Source organism: Desulfosarcina cetonica JCM 12296 (assembly GCF_001311845.1).
Classification (GTDB): Bacteria; Desulfobacterota; Desulfobacteria; order Desulfobacterales; family Desulfosarcinaceae; genus Desulfosarcina; species Desulfosarcina cetonica.
Window position 1 is genome coordinate 1 of record NZ_BBCC01000058.1, and the last position, 17,264, is coordinate 17,264.

The window sequence follows — 17,264 nt, forward strand, 5'->3', positions numbered from 1 at the left end:
CCGTCGAACTCATCGCTTCCGGGACCGATACGCCTCTTTCGGTGGATGTCACCGGCCAAGCGATCACGGTGAACCTTTCGACAGACAGCGCCGGCGACCCGTCCGCAACGGCGGATCAGGTCGTAGCCGCCATCGCTGCGAAAGCGGAGGTCGACGCCCTGGTCCAGACAGCTTCCGAGGACACCGGTGTCGTACAACCGGCCGCGGCGGCGAACCTTGCAGGCGGCCAGGACGCCCAGGACACTCTACGCGTATTCGCAGAGAATGAAGGCGTCTGGGGAGACCGCATCAGCGTCCGGATCGAAGACGGATCGCTCGATCCTGCGGGATCGTTCAACCTCGTGGTCCGCTACAAGGATGATGTCGTGGAGGTCTTCAAAGACCTGTCCATGGACGAGACTGCCCCGAACCATGTCGAGCTGGCTGTCAACGAACGTTCCGATTTTATCACCGTCGAAGACCTCGGAGCGTCTTCAGGCGTCGCGGAGGATCGTCCGACGACCGGCTTGAGCGCTCTTTCCGGAGGCGACGACGGGCTTACGGGCCTTGACGACGCCGACTACACCGGGGACCCGTCGCAGCATACCGGCTACTACGCTTTCGACGAGATCGACGCGCTCAACATGATCATGGTGCCGGGCGTGACCACGGCGGAGGTGATTCATGCAGGCGTCACATATTCGGAGAACCGCAAGGACCTGATGCTCCTCGCCGAAACGCCGCTCATGCTGGAACCGCTCGAAGCGGTGGATTTCCGCAAGGGACAAGGCATGTACAACCATGCGGCGTTCAACTCATCCTATGCGGCGCTCTACTATCCCTGGATCGAGATCAACGACCCGGTCACGGGCAAGCGGAAACTGATTCCGCCGTGTGGTGCCATCGCCGGCTGTTTCGCCCGCAGCGATCAGAAGAGCTATGTATGGTACGCCCCTGCGGGCATCGACCGCGGACGCATCTTCAACGCGCTGTCCCTAGGATACAAAACCAGCCGCGGCGAACGGGACGTTCTCTATCCGGAGGGCGTCAACGTGATCGCCTCCTTTCCCGACAGTGGAATCAATATCTGGGGCCAGAAAACGCTGCAGAGCCAGCCGTCGGCCTTGGACCGCGTCAATGTCCGGCGGCTGATGATGTATATCGAGGAGGCCATCGCCGAGTCTTCCCGCTTCGTGGTCTTCGAACCCAACAACCCGCAAACCTGGCGGTCGTTAGTCCGATTGATCAATCCGTTCCTACAGGAAATCAAGGACAAGGGCGGATTCTACGACTTCGCCGTCCAATGCGACGAGGAGACCAACACCCCGGCCGTGATCGACCGGAACGAGCTCGTGGCACGCATCTTCGTCAAGCCCACCAAGACGGCGGAATTCATCGAGCTCAACTTCGTGCTCACCGCTACGGGGGCCGACTTCAAAGAAATCTTCACGACGGGGTAAGGAGGTAAACCATGCGCAGCGGCAACATGCCCAAGAGCTTGTATCAAAACTGGCAATTCGCCGTCGAGGTCAACGGCTTCGATGTGGCGCTTTTCAAGAAGGGCCAGGAGCCCAAAACCGAGTTCGAAGAAGTCGCTTTCGCTCCGGCCGGTTCGATGTTCGACCAGAAAGTGGCCGGGCGCGTCAAGTTCGAGGACATCAACCTGGAAAAAGGGGTTCTCCAAGACGGCTCCGACGAGGCCGCCCGGGAGTGGATCAAGAAGCAGGTGGACGTCAACGCCGTGGTCGGGGGGCTTCCCAACGACTACATGCGCGACATCGACATCGTCCGTTACGACCGCGCCGGAAACGAAACCCGGCGTTGGACCCTGCACGGCGCGTGGATCAAGGTCCTGGAATACGACGAGCTCGAGGGCGCGAACACGGACAACACCATCGAGAAGCTCACCATCAGCTACCAGTACTGGACCTGATCCAAGGAGATGAACCATGCATGTTTTTGAACTACCCAGCGGCGTCGAGGTCGAGCTTCGGGAAATGACCGGAGCCGAGGAGGAATTGCTCACCAATCAGCGGCTCATCCGCACCGGAGATGCGGTGAATCAGGTGCTCAGGAACTGCATCGTGCGCCTGGGCGACAACGATGAACCGGTGGTGAAGGACGTGCTCGACCTGCTCTCAGGCGACCGCCTCTTCATCCTGGTCAAGCTGCGGCAGATTTCCCTCGGTGACGAAGTGGAACTGGAACTCACCTGCGCCAACCCGGCATGTCGCGCGACGAATCTGGTGACCATCGACATCGAGGAGCTTGAAACGACCCCTTACGGCGAGGACCGGGAATTCGACTTCACGCTGCCCGGCTCGGACCGCAAGGTGCGGTTCGGCTACCTGGACGGCCATAAGGAAAAACGGTTGGCCGCTCTCAAAGAGCCTTCCATCTCTTCGGCCATGCTCATCCGCATCATCGATATCGACGGAGCGGCCCCGAGCAAGAAGCTGATGAACGATATGTCACTCCGTGACCGCAGCACCCTGCGGCAGGAGATGCTCCGGGTCGATGCGGGGGTCGATACCACGCTGGAGGTCGACTGCGAGTCCTGCGGAACACGTATCCGCACCCGGCTGGAGGCGGAACCGGGTTTTTTGTTCCCCGGAGTTCGCTTGTAAGGGACGCTTTCTTTCTCGCCTACGGCGGGCTCCATTGGAGTTATTCGGAAACACGCGCGCTGCCGCTTCGGGTCCGCCGCGAATTCGTGGAGGCTCTGGAGCGGCAGCTTGATTTTGAGCGTGAAGAATTGGAGCGCAACCGGAAATGAACGGAGATCTCGGACTCGGCGTCATCGTATCGATGAAGGACGCGTTCTCGCAGAACGCGGCCAGGGTCCAGACGTCCATGCAGTCGCTGGATGCCACGGTCGCCGCTTCCAGCGAGCGCATGACGCGCAACCTCGACCGCATCCAAAAAGGCACCATGATGATCGGCGCGGGCCTGGCGCTCATGGCCGTGCCGGTCGGTCTTGTCGCCTCCACCGCTGCCACGCAAAAGGCGCTGGGCGAACTGTCCTCCCTTGGTGTCAAGGACCTGCGGGCCATCGAGGACGCCGCGGAATCCTTCACCAACAAATGGTCCGGATCGAACAAAGCGGAATTCATTACCGCCGCCTATGACGTTCGCTCGGCCCTCTCGGGATTGACCGATGAGGCGGTCGGGTCGTTCACAGCCATGGCCGCTCTCACGGGCAAGGCCACCAAAGCGACCACCGAAGAAATGGTCGGGACGTTCACCACGGCCTACGGCATCTTCAAGCCTCTCATGCAGGACATGTCGGATGCGCAGTGGGCCCGCACCTTCGCCGGAGCCATGGCTCAGACGGTCGCTTCTTTCAAAACCAACGGCCGCCAGATGGCCGACTCCATCAAGAACATCGGCGCAGTGGCGGCATCATCCAATGTCCCCTTGCAGGAGCAGCTCGCCATACTCGGGCAGCTCCAGACCACCATGCCCGGTTCGGAAGCCGGAACCCTGTACAAGGCGTTCATCATGAAAGCCGCCGAGGCCGGCGAGAAGCTCGGGCTGTCGTTCGTCGATTCGACGGGACGGCTGAAAGGGATCATCGCCATCCTCGAGGAGATCAAAGGACGCTTTCCCGACCTGTCCCAGGCCGCCGCCCAGGTGGAAATCAAGAAGGCCTTCGGCTCCGATGAAGCTGTGAAATTCCTGTTGCAGATGTCCCAGGGCGCGGAAGCGCTGGAGAGCAATATTCAATCCGTCGCCCGGGCCATGAAGACCGGCACCGCCGTCACCGAAGAAATGGCTCAAGCGATGAACATGGACATCGGCAGCCAGTTCAAACTCCTGTGGCAGCAGATCGCCAATCTGTCCGAAATCCTCGGCCGCACGCTGCTTCCGGTGGTCACGCCTATTATCCAAGGCATTTCCAAGGCCGTGCTCTTCTTTCAGAAACTGGCCAAGTCCATGCCCGGGCTGACGCGGGTCCTTCTCACTCTGTCCATGGCCCTGGGTGCGGTGCTCGCGGTCGTCGGCGGCGTGATTGCAGCGGCCGGAACCATCGGGCTGATGCTTCCCGCCATCAAAGCGGGTCTCGCGGCCATGGGCGCTGCCGTAGCCGGTGTAGGTTCAGCCTTCGCCACCTATTTTTTGCCGGTGGTGGCCGTCATCGGCGGTGTGGTGCTGGCGGTCTATCTGCTCAGACGGGCGTGGGAGACCAATTTCGGCGGTATCCGCGACATGGTCTTGGTGCATGGGAGAAGGTGAAACTCGTTTTCCAGGGCATTCGCGAGCTTATTTCATCCTTGAGCGGCGGTTCGGGTCGCATGTCCGCAGAGCTGGCCAGGAAACTCGAGCAGGCGGGTCTGATGGGGCTCGTCGTCACTGTATTCCGCATCTATTACCGGGTGCGGCAGTTTCTGACCGGCTTGTGGCAGGCCTTTTCCAGCGCCTTTGGAAAGATAAGAGCGATTCTCGAACCGGCGGTCCGGGCGCTCATGCAAGCCTACGGCGCTCTCTACAAGGCCGTTTTTTCGGTCCTGGAGATCTTCGGGCTGGCGGCCACATCGACCGAGGCATCATCCTACCGCAGTCTGGGCGAAACCCTGGGATCGATCCTGGGAGTGATCGCAAAGGTCGGGGCCTATCTGCTCAAATTCGTGATCTACAACCTGGTGGCGGTCATCAAAGTCGTCACGTGGGTCGTGGGTGCGGTCGTCTGGCTGGGCAAAACCATCGTCACCGCCTTCATCGAGGCGGGAAAGTTCATCTACAAGTTCTTCCTTCCGATCCGGCTCCTGGTCCAGGCGCTTCGCATGGTGGGACGGATCGTCTATACGGTTTGGCAGGTCCTCACCGGCGACATCTCAGTGCTCGACGGATTGAAATCCATCGGTGGTGCCGTGTTCGATTTCCTGGCCACACCATTTCGGTGGGCCCGGGATGTGATCGTCGGCGTCTGGAATTTCATCAGGGGGTTGTTCTCGTCCATCGGACGGTTATTCACCGCCGTCGCATCGTCCCTGGTCGCCGCGTTCATGGACCTGCCTTGGTGCGAACCTTGCGGGATGTATTCGGAGCGGTGCGAAGCTTCTTCTCGGGCGACACCACATTTTTCGAAGCAGGCAAACGGATTCTGATCGCTCTGGGAAAAGGCATCTGGTCGGCGGTGACCTATCCGTTCGAACTTCTCAAAAAGGCACTCGGCTGGCTCAGAAAACTGCTGCCCTTTTCCGATGCGGAAACCGGTCCCCTTTCGAGCCTGACAGCCTCGGGCGCGGCTATTCTGAAGACCCTCGCCGAGGGGATGGCCGGCTTGCTGTCGCTGCCCGGCAAGGTCCTCGGCATGGCGTTCAAGGGCATGCTCTCCGCGGTTCAATGGGTATGGCAGGGCATCAAGTCCTTGGGCTCCGGAATCCTTTCGGCGTTGACCGGACCGTTCCGAAAGGGTGTCGAGATTGCCGCGTCTGTGTGGCGCGGTGTCACGGATGCGGCCGCCGCCGCTTGGAACGGCATCAAGACCATCGGTGCTTCGACGTTCGATGCCGTGGCATCGCCGTTCCGCTGGATCGGTGACATAGCCGGAAAGGTTTGGGACGGGATTCGCTCCACGTCGGCTGAACTCTGGAGCGGACTGGGCAATCTTGCCCAGTCGACCTGGTCCTTCGTGAGCGCTCCGTTCACATGGATCGCCGATGCGGCATCCGGTGCATGGAGTCATATCACCAACGCCGCATCAGTGGCGTGGGAGAGTCTCAAATCCATGGCGCAAAACGCCTGGGAGTGGATCAAGGCCCCGTTCGAAGGACTCGCCATGGCCGCCTCCTCTGCTTGGGAGAAGGTGAAAAACGCCGCATCCGGTGCATGGAATTCCGTCACCTCCACGGTTTCCAACCTGGCCGGCAGCGCGTTCGAAAGTGGAAAAGCGATCCTCACAACGGTGGGTGATGGGATCAAGTCGGCGGTGACCGCGCCGTACCGGGCGGCCAAGTCGGCCTTATCGTTCGTCCGCGACCTATTGCCGTTTTCCGACGCAAGGAGGGTCCGCTGGCGAACCTGACAAGAAGCGGCGCGGCGCTGATCGAAACCATCGCCCGTGGAATCACTCGGACCGCGACGGCCCCGGCGGAGGCGCTCGCAAAGGCTTTCGGTTTCATGGGCGACCTGGCGGGACGGATCGCGGTTCCTTCAGCCTTGGCCGGGACGCTGGCGTTGACGCCCATTGTTACCGGTGACCTTCCTGCCGTCGCAGGGCCTCTTGGCGGCCCGGAGTCGGCGGCGGTTGAATCGGCGCTGGGTGTTCAACCGGCATCCGACCAAGCCCGCCTCCTCGGAGAGACCAGGGGGGCGCTGACCCCCGGTGCTACAGGATCGTTGGGTGAACCCGCCGGAGAGAGTCTGAGAACGGTCCTCGACGCCTTGATTGGAAAGCTCGACGCGCTGGCGGATCGGCCCGTCGAAGTGGCCGTCACCACGCTGCTGGACGGGCGGCAGGTCGCTCAGTCGGTGTACCGGGATATTCGTGAACGAAAGATCAAAAACTACGAGACGCTGTGAGGGGAATTGTATCAAAAGGAGATAACGGCCTACCTGGTGGATGTGGAAACCGGTGACTATCTGGATTTCCAGTACAACCCCAACGACATCCTGGACGACAAGAGCACGGCTTACGCCGCCATCAAGATACCGGGGATGAGTCATCCCCGCTACCAGTACGTGGCCGGCGAACCGCGCAAGATCGGCTTCAAATTGCTGTTCTTCAAGGGACCGGTCAAAGAATCCGTGGACTGGCTGCGCTCGCTGCTCTATCCCGAGCATGCCGGAACCATGCTGAAGAACGCGCCGCACCGCGTGCTTTTCATGTTCGGTGATCTCTACCCGGGCGTGCTTTGCGTGGTCCGCCAGGTAAAGGCCCGCTATTTCCACCTCTTCGACCGTGACAACCTGCTGCCTCAGCATGCGGAGGTGGACATGATGCTTGAGGAGTACATCGACGAATCGGTGGACTATTCGGAGGTGCGCGGATGATCGGACGACGATCCAGGTACGCAACAGCCATCCTTTACACCGGTGGTGCGGAGGAGTTCTTGGGCATTCGGGTTCCCGGTGACACCGCGCCCAGGCCCGACGACCGCTTCCATACGGTTGTCGACGGGGACCGGCTGGACCTGTTGGCCCATCGCTATCTGGGCAGGGCCGATCTGTGGTGGATCATCTGTGATTACAACGACATCTTTTTCCCCATGGAACTGGAGCCGGGGTCGGTCCTGCGGATTCCATCGGTGGAACACGTGAACATGCGCCTGCTGGATTGAGTCCCCCCGTCCGGTCCTTCGACCCGACACCTCGCCCCCCGCGCCGGTAAGTATCCGGTGGATGCCGCCCGAAGTGCGGCTCGACCGGAGACCGGCGTATGGACCTTGACACATTCAAACCGACATTTCTGATCCAGATCGAAGGGCAGCAGCTCTTCGCGGACATCACCCAGGAGATCACCTCGTTCGTCTTCGAGGACAACGAGGAGGAACTCGATGTCCTGGAACTGTCGGTCACGGACCGCAACCTGCAGTTCGTGGACGATCCCTTGTTCCAGGAGGGCAACGAGATCGTCGCCCGCTTCGGATACGTCGGCAATCTATCGCCGCGTAAGAAAGCGGTCATCAAGGACATCGATTACGACTTCCCCGAAAACGGCGACCCCACGATCCGCATCAAAGCCTACGACAAGGGTTTCAAGCTGGCCGGAAAGGAAAATCAGAAGGTCTGGCAGAAGCCCGCTCCCGGCATCCTCTACTCAGAGATCGCCGAACAGATCGCCGGTGCCAACGGCCTCACCCCTGTGGTGAAGCCAACGAAGGGTAAGCACCTCCGTGTGGTTCAAAGCAACACCTCGGACGCGCAGTTCCTCAAGGAGTTGGCGGGAAAGGCCCGCGACCGCGATGGAGACGGCGTAACGGGGTACGTCTTTTTCATCCAGGACGACGAGCTGCATTTTCATCCCCGTGAACTGGACAAGGGCCCCGCCGTGGTTCTCGAGTATTTCACCGACCGCAAGGGGGTTCTGCGTTCGTTTCGACCGTCGACCCAATCCCAGGGAGCCAAGGGTGCCGGCGTGGAGACGAAAGCGGTGGGCGTCGATCCTCGCAAGAAAGAGCCGGTCGAACACAAAGCCGAAAACGAAACCACCACGGAACGCACCTCTCTCGGCAAGCGGACCTACCTGGTGGACGGCAACACTGGAGAAGCGGCCTACAAGGAGCAGGAATCCGGACAGATCGTCCCGAGCTTCGAACGGTCCGAGGCATTTCATGAGGAACCGCGCCAGGAGCCCGCGCAGGACCTGGCGGAGGGCAAGTTCAAAGAGGCCGAACTGCGCCAGGTGGAAGCCGTGTCGCAGACCATCGGCATCCCATGCTGCGCGCCAAAGAGAACGTCGAGGTCAAGGGCGTGGGACAAAAATTCTCCGGCGTCTACTACTGCCATTCGGTCCGCCACGTGATCGGCGCAGGCGGCTACCACTGCGAACTGAAACTCAAGAAGAACGCCTTGGGCAAAGGTGCCGGCGACAAATCCGACGATGCCAAGGGCAAGCAGAACGACCGGGAAGCGCCGCCGACGCCCGAGGAACAGCCGCCGCCCATGGTGACGGTCGACGCCGACAGCGGGCAACGGCTTTGAGGAGGAATAGGAAATGGGAGATCTGAGCCGGAACTTTTCCACGCATGAATTCAACTGCCGCTGTTGCGGCCGGGCCGAGATCAATCCGAACCTGGTGGACGCGCTGCAGGAGCTCCGCGACCTGGCCGCCGCCGCGGTAAGGATCACCAGCGGCTATCGATGCCCCGAACACAACCGTGCCGTGGGAGGCGCGAAGCGAAGCCAGCACCTTCTCGGCAACGCGGCGGACATCGTCATCGACGGTCGCTCCGTGGCGGAGACCTATGAGCTTGCCGAACAGGTCCCGGCTTTCCGTAACGGCGGGATCGGGGTCTATCCGGAGCAGGGATTCGTCCACGTGGACGTCCGTGACGGCCGCGCCGTTGGGGGCGGCTCGACGACCGGTACGTGGCGTTGGAGAAAGCACTGAAACCGACTGGAGGAGGAGAACATGCAACAGCTTGAACAGATTTTGACATTCGTGCTCGATCACAAGGAGCTCTTGGCGACCCTGATCGTGACCTTGCTCACCATCATCAAACTCACGGCGTGGGGACGCGCCAAGGCCGCCGCTCTCGATGCCGTGATCGGCGTCATCGAGCGACTCGGAGCGAAGGAAATCAAGACCGGTGTCGCCGGGCAGGAACCCAAGCTCGGCGCAGCCGCCCAGGATGCCCTGCATCAGGCCGTGGCCAAGGTCGATCCCAAGAAAAAGGCTGCAGGCCCGTGACTACCGTCGTCCGCGAGGTGCTGCGCGGTGTCCTGCCGCGGAAATAGCTCGGAGACAGTCACGTGATCGAGACTCAGGACAGACAGCACGAGGAACGCTACAAGAACCGGTGGTACGGCAAGTACCGGGCCTTTATCCGCGACAACAACGATCCGGAAAGGCTCGGCCGCTGCCGTCTGGAAATACCGGCGGTGCTCGGTAAAGGCAGGGACAACTGGTCCGACTGGGCGTGGCCCTGTTTCCCTTACGGCGGCAACGAGGACATCGGTGTCTTTCTCGTCCCCGAGGAGGGCGCGTCGGTGTGGGCCGAGTTCGAAGGCGGCAACATTCAGTACCCGATCTGGTCCGGGGTGTGGCTTGCCAAGAGCAACCCCGGCGAGCAACCCGAAGAAGGCAAGCGACTGTGTTCGGACCCGACCTGTCAAGACTGCGAGGACAAGGTCGAGCACAAGCCGGACCGGCGCGACAACCTGGAACACCGCAAATACCACGACCACCCCCCGTACTACTGCCCGCGTCGGAAGGTGCTGCTGAAGACCGAAACCGGTCACACCATCGTGGTCGATGATCGTGACGAGGAGGAATTCCTCAAAGTCATCGACCGGGCGGGACAGATTCTCCATATGGACTGCCGCGTGAAGCGGGATGTGCAGACCGGCAACGCCCGTCGGCGTGGAACCAAGGACGCCGAGCAAGGGGACCAGCTTGATATCGACTCCGATATCAAGGAGCAACGCGCCAGGATCGAGATCACCGACTTGTGCCGGCAGTTCATGAGGTGGGAGGCCTGGAAGGACAAGGAGAAAATCCACATCCAATCCTGCGACAAGACACGCGCCCGCTGGCAGAAGATTCTGATCGACACCACCAAGGGACGGGAAAAGGTCCACGTTTGGGGACTCTGCGGTACGCAGGAAATCCTCATCGACTCCACCGCCGGGGCCGAGATGATCCGCCTCACGGACAAGGCCGGCCAGGTCATCGTCATGAACGCCGCAGCCGGTCAGGAACGCATCCAGGCCACGGACAAGTCGGGCAGCGTGATTCTCATGGACGGGGTCATGGGAAACATCATCGTCCGCTCCAGCAATAAGGTGCTGATCAACACATGAAGGAAACGCTAACATATCCAACGGTGTCGGTGATCATCAGGGGATACAACCGGGAGCGATATATCGGTCCGGCCATCGAAAGCGTGCTTGCCCAGACCTATACGGATTTCGATCTGCTGATCTGGGATGACGGTTCGACCGACAAGACCGCCCGGATCGCCATTGAATACGCCAAAAAAGACAGGCGCATCCGTGTCGCCGCCTGCGAGCATCGGGGGGCCGTCAAATCCTTGAAGGCCGCCGTGGCGGATACCTTCGGCGCTTACCTGTGTTGGGTGGACAGCGACGACCTCTTGTCACCCAGGGCCTTGGAAGAAACGGTCGCGGTCCTGGACGAGCATCCCTCGGTGGGAATGGTCTATACCGATTACCAGCTCATTGACGCCGCCGGACGAATCAAGGGACGTGGGCGACGGTGCTGCATACCCTACAGCAAAGACCGGCTGCTCCTCGATTTCATGACCTTCCACTTCCGCCTCATGCGCCGATCCGTTTTGGAACAGGTCGGCGGCATCAATGAGGATTTCAGGTGCGCCGAAGACTACGACCTGTGTCTGCGCTTGTCGGACATCACGGAAATCCGCCACATTCAAAAACCGCTCTACCAATACCGGGTCCATCCCCGGTCTATTTCCCATGAGATGCGTCTGGAACAGGTCCACTGGTCTCGGGAAGCCATTTCCAATGCGTTGAAGCGCAGAGGGCTGGCGGACCGCTTCGAGGTCGACCTTCAGATTCGAGAACGCTTTTCGTTGAGAAGGAGAAACCTCGATGAGTGAACACGATCATGGCCAAGTGCCGTGCAACTGGGAGCAGAGTGAGCGCCTCCTGGCGCGCACCTTCGACGCGTGGCGGGCCGAGTTCAGGGCCATCCTCGAAGACCACCGCCGGGAGATTCAGGCGCGGCTGGAAAAGATCGAACGTGAGATCGAGAAGAAATCGGACAAGGAAAATGTCGATCTCGTGGTGCGCAACATCCAGAGTGACCTGCGGCGTCACAGCGACGACATCAAAAACCTGCAGACTGGTCTGAATCAGAAGATGGGCGTCGAGACCATGTGGAAGGTGGTCGGCCTGGTGCTCGCCATCAGCGGGGCCGTCGGCGGGGTCGTCGGCTTTTTGATCCGTGTGTTGACGGGGAAGTGATCATGACCAGACCGCAAGCCAGACTCGGGGACATTTCCAGCCACGGCGGCGTGATCATCACCGGCGCGATCCGGACTGTGGTCAATGGAATGCCGACGGCACGACTGGGTGATCTGCACGCCTGTCCTATACCGGGCCACGGCGTCACGCCCATCGTCACCGGCAGCCTCGACACAACCACCGAGGCATGCCCAACGCGCGGGTGGGTGACGTCACCGCCTGTGGCGCGGTCATCGTGACCGGCAGCATGGACACCACGGACAACTGAGGGGCGACGCATGGATTACGAAGATTTGGGGTTTCATTACTGGGATGTGTTTCCCAAGAAGATCAAGGTGACGCGCAGCTGGTGGTCCTTGTCGGTTCCGCTTTCGATTCGGGGCATGCCAAGGGGCGAGTTGCAGTATGAGACCGTCGATTCCAGTATCGCCTGGGTCGATTGGGAAGGCCGCGTTCGGCTCGGTTGGCGGACGGGTGCGACGATCATTATGGTTTACGACTCCCCCGCACGGGACAGCGTCCGTTATGTGGAGGTCGAAGTGGTCGAGGAATACGGCGGCGGGTATGGTGAGCGTCCTAAAGGAGATGTGTGGTATGGTCCTGTGGGATGAAGAAGGTTCAGGATATGGCGACGGGTACGGATACGGCGAGGAAGGCGGGCCGATCATAGAACAGACCAGTTCGTCGCTCTCTCACTATGAGATCATGACGCTGGTGCGGCTATTGGCCTTCGGCCTCGGTGTGACCGGCGACGAAGAAGAGCCCTTTCTGCTGCAAATCAAAGACAATCTGGTTGAGATCAAGGACATCCTTCTGCAAAGCCACCAGGCATCCGAAGCCTTGCGGGCCGAGGCGCAAACGGTCCTGGAAGCCCATGCGGAGAGCGCCCAGCAATACATGCAGAACGTGGATCAACCGCAACCGCCGGATTATCACCCTTCCTGACCATGCCGTCCGGCACTTCGGTGCGCGAACTGCCGGACGGCGGCAGACTGTTCACCCTTGCCGACGGCGTAATGGTCCGCGTGAGTCCGGCAGGGGCACTCACCGCAATCGGCACCGACGGCACAGCCACTGAACTGGAGCCCGCCAAAGGCGGAATTGTAACCCTGCCGGACGGCAGGGAATTGACCTTGAAGCCGGAAGCGGTCCGTGTCACCCACGAGGCCGCTGGTATTGAAGGATTACCGCTGGATATCGATCCAGTGCAAACGTCGGAAGACCGCTATAGAGTCGAGCTGCCGGATGGTTACCGCCTGGATGTCTCCCACGGGGATCGGACAGCCTTGATCGGTAACCCGGTCGGCACTGTGGACGTCCTGAGCATCACCCGCATCGAAGGTATCGGAGAAAAGGTGACGGTACGTCTGGTTCCCGGCGGAGCCAAGGGGTTCTCGACGCAGGATAGCGGCCATAAGGGAATCATCGAGGCGGACGGAACGATCCATCTGTCCATGGAGAACGGTCTCGACCTGGTCATCCGCTTCCCGGACGCATCGATGCCGGCGGGGACGATGGCCAAGACGATCAGTCCACGATCATCTGTGAGGAGTGCGATTGATGAGTCTGGACTTTCTCGGCAGAGGTCTGAAGTTCCCTTTCCGATTCCAGCGACGCTCGGGCGGAGCCCAGATCTCCTCGGCCACATCCAGGGAACACGAACACATTCACGAAAGCATCATCCAGATTCTCGGCACGCGCCCGGGCGAACGGTTCATGCGTCCGGAATTCGGCTCCCGCCTCAAAGACCTGGTGTTCGAAGCCAATGACGAGGTGTTGAAAGGCTGATCCGCCATTATGTGATCGACGCGGTCAAGCGGTGGGAAAAGCGGGTCGTCGTCACCGGCGTTTCCTTTGACGACTCGCCGCAGAACATCGACCGCAATCTCCTGCCGGTTCATATCTCGTACCGGGTCATTCAGAGCCAGGTGGAAGGAAATCTGGTCTACCCCTTTTACCGCGAGCCCCGCCAGGTATCCCAGCCCCGACAGTTCCGCGCCTCCGTCGGTAAGTAACAAGCGGGTCCACCCGGCTGTCCGGGACGGCCCCTGTTACCGAAAAACGATGGATGACCGGAAATGGGCAGAGCAAGCATCGACTATACCAACAAGGATTACGAGTCCCTGCGTCGGGAGTTGCTGGCGCGGGTGCCGCAGTTGACCGACCGCTGGACGGATTTCAACGCGTCCGACCTCGGTGTGGTCCTGCTGGAGCTCTTCTGCGGAGTGGGCGATATGCTCGCCTACTACCTCGACGCCCAGGCGGCCGAGGCTTTCCTGCCCACCGCCCGTCAACGACAGAACGTCATCAATCTCTGCAAGCTGGTCAGCTACCGGCTCGACGGTCCGGTTGCCGCATCAACCTCCCTGCGTTTCACCCTGGCCGCGCCCCTCGATGCGGATCTGATCATTCCGAAAGGAACGGCGTGCAAAGCCCGCCTGGAAGAAGGCGACATCGTATTCGAAACGGCGGCGGACGCGACGATCCCCAGGGGACAGACAAGCCTCGAGACGGGCGCGCGTCAGGGCGAAAGCAGGACCGAGACCTTCACTGGCACGGGCGAACCGAACCAGTCGTTTCTCCTATCGGGAACGGCGGTCGCCCATGGAACCATCCGGATCACCATCCAGGCCGAACAATGGACGGAAGTTCTTCATTTCCAGGAGAGCGACAGCGACGCTCGACATTTCCAGACCGACACCGACGGACTCGACCATGTCCGCATCTTCTTCGGCGACGGGTTGCGCGGCGGAGTGCCTCCAGCCGGTTCCGAAATCAGCGTCGAATACCTCGAAACCCTGGGGGCCGGGGGGAACCTCGGATCGGACCTGATCTCGGAGCTGCTGAGCCCTGTCTACCAGGGAGGCGAACAGGTCGCCTTGACCGTCACCAACCCGGTCCCGGCGACCGGTGGTGCGGACAGGGAATCTCTGGAACACGCCCGCAAGCAGGCTCCGGCTGAAGTCCGGTCCCTGTGGAAGGCCGTCACCAAGGACGACTACCAGGCGTTGGCCGAGGGTTTTCCCGGCGTGGCCAAAGCCCAGGTCCTTGACGTCAATGACTGCAAGAACATCCGCTACTACCAGGTCAATCTGGCGGTCGCCCCCGACGGAGGCGGCCCGCCCTCGGCGCTTCTCAAGCAGGACCTCTCCGCTTTTCTCGAATCGCGCAAGGTCATCACCATCGAAATCAATCTCTTCGATCCGGTCTATCACCCCGTGAACGTGGATGCCGAGGTATACACCTATGTGGGTGAAGACCTCGACCTTATCCGAAGCCGGACCGAGCAGGCTCTTGATGAACTTTTCGCCTTCGAGCGCATGGCTTTCGGTGTTCCGGTTCACTTCTCGGACCTGGTGGCCGTGCTCGACGGCGTGCGGGGCGTAAGCCACGTGCAGATGTACGCCCCGCAGCAGGACATCGATATCAGGCCCGGTGAGATCGCCGTCCTCGGTCAGCTGAACCTCGACGTCAGGAGGGCATCCTGATGTCATCCTATTTCGAGAAGAAACTCATAGATCTTCTTCCGCCCCTCTATCGGGAACGTGACGAGACCGGGGACCTGGAGACCTTCCTCAAGGTTCCGGCCGCGAGTCTGGACGAGCTCAAGCTCCTGGCCGACCGGTTCCCCGAAATTTTCGATATCGACCGGTGCGAAGATCGATTTCTTCCTCTCCTCGGCGAGATCGTGGGGCATCGTTTCGATCCGCTTTCCGACGCCGCGAGGCAACGACGGCTGATCCGCGAGGCCGTAGAAATCTACCGGCGCAAGGCGACCATCCCGGCCATCGGGCGCTCGCTTACCGACCTGGGGTGGCAGGGGCGGATCGACGAGACCTTCCGCAAGGCGCTGCGCCTCAACCGCAGGCCTATTGTGGGGCGGGCCAAGCTGCCCGGCTTGATCTACAGCCTGGGCGTTTACCGCATCGACAGCGACAACATCGTCCAGGGAATCCGTCCCGGATTGGTCTTTCACCATCCGGCCGGAACCAAGGTCTTTTTCCTCCAATGGCTTTACTCGCTCCTGTCCATGGAATCGGATTTCCAGGCGGTCATCAAGAAAGTGGTGGAGCGGGTCTGCCTCGGGCACCTGCACGAGACATTCGTGGTCAGCCACAACGCCCTGAACACCGACTATCACCTTACACGCAAGAACAAGACCTGGGGCTGGTGGCGGATCACAGACGGCACTACGCTGATGCAGGACGTGGAACATGCCGCGGTATGCATTTCCCGCTGGCATGGACGCACGCCCCGATTCCGGCTGAATGTTGGAAACCTCAACGATGAGCGGCTGCCCAATCTGTGGGTCAGCGAACGCCGGGCCGCGTTTTGTTGCGAGATCGACACCAAGCCGTCGGAACCTCCGGTCGACGCCTTCATCAGACTCGCCGGCCAAGACCTGAACCGTTCCCGTCTCAACCGATCTGCGACCGCCTGCAGGATCAAATTCAGGCAGAAGGACATGTTGTCCGAGGCCGATCAACCGGCTTCCGAAATCACCGGCGACCGCCGCACCCACCGGTACGGCAAACGTTCCCGGCTGTCGCACTGGTTCCGTATCGGGCATTCCAGGATCGGCCGCCGGGACAAGGTCTCCGGTGCCGCTGTGGGAAGGCATCTGTTCATCACAGCCTACGCCAACGCTCAGTGGTCCGAGGTCAGCGCGGCTTGGGACATCGTCGACCGCTGGCGGGCTCGTAGACCGGGCTTTTCGCTGAACGGGCGCACCCTGAACGGAACGGAACTCACCGATGCCTATGTGACCGAAGCCCGGGCGTCGTTCGAGCTGGACGTGGACACCGGTATCCCCCGTCGACGACGGGTGGAGACGCTGGTGCTGGGCAACCGCAGGCTCAACCATACGGGATTGAGACTGTCAGTGGACCGGACCCGGCCCATGCGGTTGGGACTCATGCCGCTCAACGCCGCAGGTTTCCGCATCTCCAAGCCGTCGTTGCGCTGGCGTTTCCGACAGAAGGACGACCACGCGGAAGCGCAGGCCGGTTTCGAAGCGGCGGTCAATCGATACACGGTCACCCAATGGCCGGCGGCATAGGAGGAATGAATGGCGATCCACTTGTTTGAAGACGGCGCTTTGACGCAGCAGATATCCGAAGGCGACCTCACGAACCCGGACGACGACACCTATAACGGGACCGACGGAGAGGCGAAGGACAAGGAACTCTTCCTGGCGAACGAACAGACTGTTCTCGCTTCGCCCCTGGCGTCGGGCGAAACCTCGCTGCAGACGGCCGAACCTCGCTTCACCGACGGCGAGGTCATCATCATCGACTCGGAACAGATGCGCATCCAGAGCGGTGGAGGAACCACCACTCTGGGTGTGGAGCGCGGCTACGGGGGGACGACCCCAGCCGCCCATGCCGCGGGCGCTCCAGTCTACTCGGGATACGACTACACCGGCCTTGTGGTCGAACCGGTCGATACCGCGGGCGGGGACGAATCCGGCTGGTATTCACTGGCACTGAACCAGGTCGATTTGGACGGGGCGGTGCCCGGAGATCCGCTCAACCTGGGCGACAAACCCCACGACGTCACCGTCTCCTTCTGGAGGCGCTGCGAAGTACCGCCGGGAACGGCGGTCCAGAACAAGACCGACTTGAAGCTGCGGATCACCGGAACGGAGAACCCGATCCTGTAGGAAAGTCAAT

At 61.0% G+C, this 17,264-nt stretch carries 25 protein-coding genes; 24 read left to right on the forward strand and 1 reads right to left on the reverse strand.

The genetic code is table 11. The annotated features are described in order from the left end of the window. The 19 genes from JCM12296_RS14440 to JCM12296_RS14525 all read left to right on the forward strand — a co-directional run. On the forward strand, window positions 1-1,439 hold a 1,439-nt coding region (locus JCM12296_RS14440; protein ID WP_157067622.1), incomplete at its 5' end, for a phage tail sheath C-terminal domain-containing protein. Between the two features lie 11 nt (window positions 1,440-1,450). Then, window positions 1,451-1,912 (forward strand): phage tail protein, encoded by a 462-nt coding sequence (locus JCM12296_RS14445; RefSeq protein WP_054694323.1) that lies wholly within the window; start codon window positions 1,451-1,453, stop codon window positions 1,910-1,912. Between the two features lie 16 nt (window positions 1,913-1,928). Continuing rightward, entirely contained in the window at window positions 1,929-2,606 is a 678-nt protein-coding gene (locus JCM12296_RS14450) for a T4 family baseplate hub assembly chaperone (RefSeq protein WP_054694326.1), read from the forward strand. Between the two features lie 145 nt (window positions 2,607-2,751). After that, window positions 2,752-4,215, forward strand: coding sequence for a phage tail tape measure protein (locus JCM12296_RS41875; RefSeq protein WP_054694329.1), 1,464 nt, complete (start codon window positions 2,752-2,754; stop codon window positions 4,213-4,215). Beyond that, a complete protein-coding gene (locus JCM12296_RS41880) occupies window positions 4,212-5,087 on the forward strand; it encodes a hypothetical protein (RefSeq protein WP_054694331.1) in 876 nt (291 codons plus the stop codon). The genes JCM12296_RS41875 and JCM12296_RS41880 overlap by 4 nt, the downstream gene beginning before the upstream one ends. Continuing rightward, entirely contained in the window at window positions 5,009-6,007 is a 999-nt protein-coding gene (locus JCM12296_RS41885; RefSeq protein WP_218188093.1) for a phage tail protein, read from the forward strand. The genes JCM12296_RS41880 and JCM12296_RS41885 overlap by 79 nt, the downstream gene beginning before the upstream one ends. A gap of 95 nt (window positions 6,008-6,102) precedes the next feature. Continuing rightward, entirely contained in the window at window positions 6,103-6,504 is a 402-nt protein-coding gene (locus JCM12296_RS14470) for a hypothetical protein (RefSeq protein ID WP_054694337.1), read from the forward strand. Between the two features lie 6 nt (window positions 6,505-6,510). Further along, a complete protein-coding gene (locus tag JCM12296_RS14475; RefSeq protein WP_054694341.1) occupies window positions 6,511-6,975 on the forward strand; it encodes a CIS tube protein in 465 nt (154 codons plus the stop codon). After that, window positions 6,972-7,262: a LysM peptidoglycan-binding domain-containing protein gene (locus tag JCM12296_RS14480; protein WP_054694344.1), complete on the forward strand. Its 291-nt coding sequence runs from the start codon at window positions 6,972-6,974 to the stop codon at window positions 7,260-7,262. The genes JCM12296_RS14475 and JCM12296_RS14480 overlap by 4 nt, the downstream gene beginning before the upstream one ends. A gap of 98 nt (window positions 7,263-7,360) precedes the next feature. Then, window positions 7,361-8,446 (forward strand): phage late control D family protein, encoded by a 1,086-nt coding sequence (locus JCM12296_RS14485; RefSeq protein ID WP_218188094.1) that lies wholly within the window; start codon window positions 7,361-7,363, stop codon window positions 8,444-8,446. Next, a complete protein-coding gene (locus JCM12296_RS41890; protein WP_218188095.1) occupies window positions 8,395-8,625 on the forward strand; it encodes a hypothetical protein in 231 nt (76 codons plus the stop codon). The genes JCM12296_RS14485 and JCM12296_RS41890 overlap by 52 nt, the downstream gene beginning before the upstream one ends. A 13-nt stretch (window positions 8,626-8,638) precedes the next feature. Further along, window positions 8,639-9,034: a YcbK family protein gene (locus JCM12296_RS14490; RefSeq protein WP_054694347.1), complete on the forward strand. Its 396-nt coding sequence runs from the start codon at window positions 8,639-8,641 to the stop codon at window positions 9,032-9,034. Window positions 9,035-9,055: 21 nt separating this feature from the next. Then, on the forward strand, window positions 9,056-9,334 hold the full coding sequence (locus tag JCM12296_RS14495) for a hypothetical protein (protein WP_054694350.1): 279 nt from the start codon (window positions 9,056-9,058) through the stop codon (window positions 9,332-9,334). A 62-nt stretch (window positions 9,335-9,396) separates the two neighbouring features. Further along, complete coding sequence (locus JCM12296_RS14500) at window positions 9,397-10,446, forward strand: phage baseplate assembly protein V (RefSeq protein WP_054694353.1); 1,050 nt, start codon at window positions 9,397-9,399, stop codon at window positions 10,444-10,446. Next, entirely contained in the window at window positions 10,443-11,225 is a 783-nt protein-coding gene (locus JCM12296_RS14505) for a glycosyltransferase (protein ID WP_054694357.1), read from the forward strand. The genes JCM12296_RS14500 and JCM12296_RS14505 overlap by 4 nt, the downstream gene beginning before the upstream one ends. Further along, window positions 11,218-11,592 (forward strand): hypothetical protein, encoded by a 375-nt coding sequence (locus JCM12296_RS14510; protein ID WP_054694360.1) that lies wholly within the window; start codon window positions 11,218-11,220, stop codon window positions 11,590-11,592. Before JCM12296_RS14505 ends, JCM12296_RS14510 begins: the two co-directional genes overlap by 8 nt. Before the next feature lie 2 nt (window positions 11,593-11,594). Beyond that, window positions 11,595-11,831: a PAAR domain-containing protein gene (locus tag JCM12296_RS14515; RefSeq protein WP_246804324.1), complete on the forward strand. Its 237-nt coding sequence runs from the start codon at window positions 11,595-11,597 to the stop codon at window positions 11,829-11,831. A gap of 39 nt (window positions 11,832-11,870) precedes the next feature. Beyond that, window positions 11,871-12,203: a hypothetical protein gene (locus JCM12296_RS14520; protein ID WP_054694362.1), complete on the forward strand. Its 333-nt coding sequence runs from the start codon at window positions 11,871-11,873 to the stop codon at window positions 12,201-12,203. Further along, window positions 12,187-12,537 (forward strand): hypothetical protein, encoded by a 351-nt coding sequence (locus tag JCM12296_RS14525; RefSeq protein ID WP_054694365.1) that lies wholly within the window; start codon window positions 12,187-12,189, stop codon window positions 12,535-12,537. The genes JCM12296_RS14520 and JCM12296_RS14525 overlap by 17 nt, the downstream gene beginning before the upstream one ends. A gap of 239 nt (window positions 12,538-12,776) precedes the next feature. Here JCM12296_RS14525 and JCM12296_RS14530 read toward each other — a convergent pair whose 3' ends face one another. Further along, complete coding sequence (locus tag JCM12296_RS14530) at window positions 12,777-13,040, reverse strand: hypothetical protein (protein WP_054694368.1); 264 nt, start codon at window positions 13,038-13,040, stop codon at window positions 12,777-12,779. A 112-nt stretch (window positions 13,041-13,152) separates the two neighbouring features. Between JCM12296_RS14530 and JCM12296_RS41895 the strand changes: the two genes are divergently transcribed. The 5 genes from JCM12296_RS41895 to JCM12296_RS14550 all read left to right on the forward strand — a co-directional run bounded on the left by JCM12296_RS41895 (window position 13,153) and on the right by JCM12296_RS14550 (window position 17,254). Beyond that, window positions 13,153-13,380: a GPW/gp25 family protein gene (locus tag JCM12296_RS41895; protein WP_218188096.1), complete on the forward strand. Its 228-nt coding sequence runs from the start codon at window positions 13,153-13,155 to the stop codon at window positions 13,378-13,380. 11 nt (window positions 13,381-13,391) lie between these two features. Then, window positions 13,392-13,607, forward strand: coding sequence for a GPW/gp25 family protein (locus JCM12296_RS41900; RefSeq protein ID WP_218188097.1), 216 nt, complete (start codon window positions 13,392-13,394; stop codon window positions 13,605-13,607). A 63-nt stretch (window positions 13,608-13,670) separates the two neighbouring features. Then, entirely contained in the window at window positions 13,671-15,080 is a 1,410-nt protein-coding gene (locus tag JCM12296_RS14540) for a baseplate J/gp47 family protein (protein ID WP_054694372.1), read from the forward strand. After that, a complete protein-coding gene (locus JCM12296_RS14545; protein WP_054694374.1) occupies window positions 15,080-16,651 on the forward strand; it encodes a phage tail protein in 1,572 nt (523 codons plus the stop codon). Before JCM12296_RS14540 ends, JCM12296_RS14545 begins: the two co-directional genes overlap by 1 nt. Window positions 16,652-16,660: 9 nt before the next feature. Continuing rightward, window positions 16,661-17,254 (forward strand): hypothetical protein, encoded by a 594-nt coding sequence (locus JCM12296_RS14550; RefSeq protein ID WP_054694377.1) that lies wholly within the window; start codon window positions 16,661-16,663, stop codon window positions 17,252-17,254. The last annotated feature ends 10 nt before the right edge of the window (window positions 17,255-17,264 follow it).

What these genes read in the sequence shown, in the direction of transcription:
- JCM12296_RS14445 (WP_054694323.1), top strand. Translation starts at nt 1,451, where the DNA reads ATGCGCAGCGGCAACATGCCCAAGAGCTTGTATCAAAACTGGCAATTC.
- JCM12296_RS14450 (WP_054694326.1), top strand. Translation starts at nt 1,929, where the DNA reads ATGCATGTTTTTGAACTACCCAGCGGCGTCGAGGTCGAGCTTCGGGAA.
- JCM12296_RS41875 (WP_054694329.1), top strand. Translation starts at nt 2,752, where the DNA reads ATGAACGGAGATCTCGGACTCGGCGTCATCGTATCGATGAAGGACGCG.
- JCM12296_RS14470 (WP_054694337.1), top strand. Translation starts at nt 6,103, where the DNA reads ATGGGCGACCTGGCGGGACGGATCGCGGTTCCTTCAGCCTTGGCCGGG.
- JCM12296_RS14480 (WP_054694344.1), top strand. Translation starts at nt 6,972, where the DNA reads ATGATCGGACGACGATCCAGGTACGCAACAGCCATCCTTTACACCGGT.
- JCM12296_RS14485 (WP_218188094.1), top strand. Translation starts at nt 7,361, where the DNA reads ATGGACCTTGACACATTCAAACCGACATTTCTGATCCAGATCGAAGGG.
- JCM12296_RS14490 (WP_054694347.1), top strand. Translation starts at nt 8,639, where the DNA reads ATGGGAGATCTGAGCCGGAACTTTTCCACGCATGAATTCAACTGCCGC.
- JCM12296_RS14495 (WP_054694350.1), top strand. Translation starts at nt 9,056, where the DNA reads ATGCAACAGCTTGAACAGATTTTGACATTCGTGCTCGATCACAAGGAG.
- JCM12296_RS14505 (WP_054694357.1), top strand. Translation starts at nt 10,443, where the DNA reads ATGAAGGAAACGCTAACATATCCAACGGTGTCGGTGATCATCAGGGGA.
- JCM12296_RS14510 (WP_054694360.1), top strand. Translation starts at nt 11,218, where the DNA reads ATGAGTGAACACGATCATGGCCAAGTGCCGTGCAACTGGGAGCAGAGT.
- JCM12296_RS14515 (WP_246804324.1), top strand. Translation starts at nt 11,595, where the DNA reads ATGACCAGACCGCAAGCCAGACTCGGGGACATTTCCAGCCACGGCGGC.
- JCM12296_RS14520 (WP_054694362.1), top strand. Translation starts at nt 11,871, where the DNA reads ATGGATTACGAAGATTTGGGGTTTCATTACTGGGATGTGTTTCCCAAG.
- JCM12296_RS14525 (WP_054694365.1), top strand. Translation starts at nt 12,187, where the DNA reads ATGGTCCTGTGGGATGAAGAAGGTTCAGGATATGGCGACGGGTACGGA.
- JCM12296_RS14530 (WP_054694368.1), bottom strand. Translation starts at nt 13,040, where the DNA reads ATGGATCGTTCCGTCCGCCTCGATGATTCCCTTATGGCCGCTATCCTG.
- JCM12296_RS41895 (WP_218188096.1), top strand. Translation starts at nt 13,153, where the DNA reads ATGAGTCTGGACTTTCTCGGCAGAGGTCTGAAGTTCCCTTTCCGATTC.
- JCM12296_RS14540 (WP_054694372.1), top strand. Translation starts at nt 13,671, where the DNA reads ATGGGCAGAGCAAGCATCGACTATACCAACAAGGATTACGAGTCCCTG.
- JCM12296_RS14545 (WP_054694374.1), top strand. Translation starts at nt 15,080, where the DNA reads ATGTCATCCTATTTCGAGAAGAAACTCATAGATCTTCTTCCGCCCCTC.
- JCM12296_RS14550 (WP_054694377.1), top strand. Translation starts at nt 16,661, where the DNA reads ATGGCGATCCACTTGTTTGAAGACGGCGCTTTGACGCAGCAGATATCC.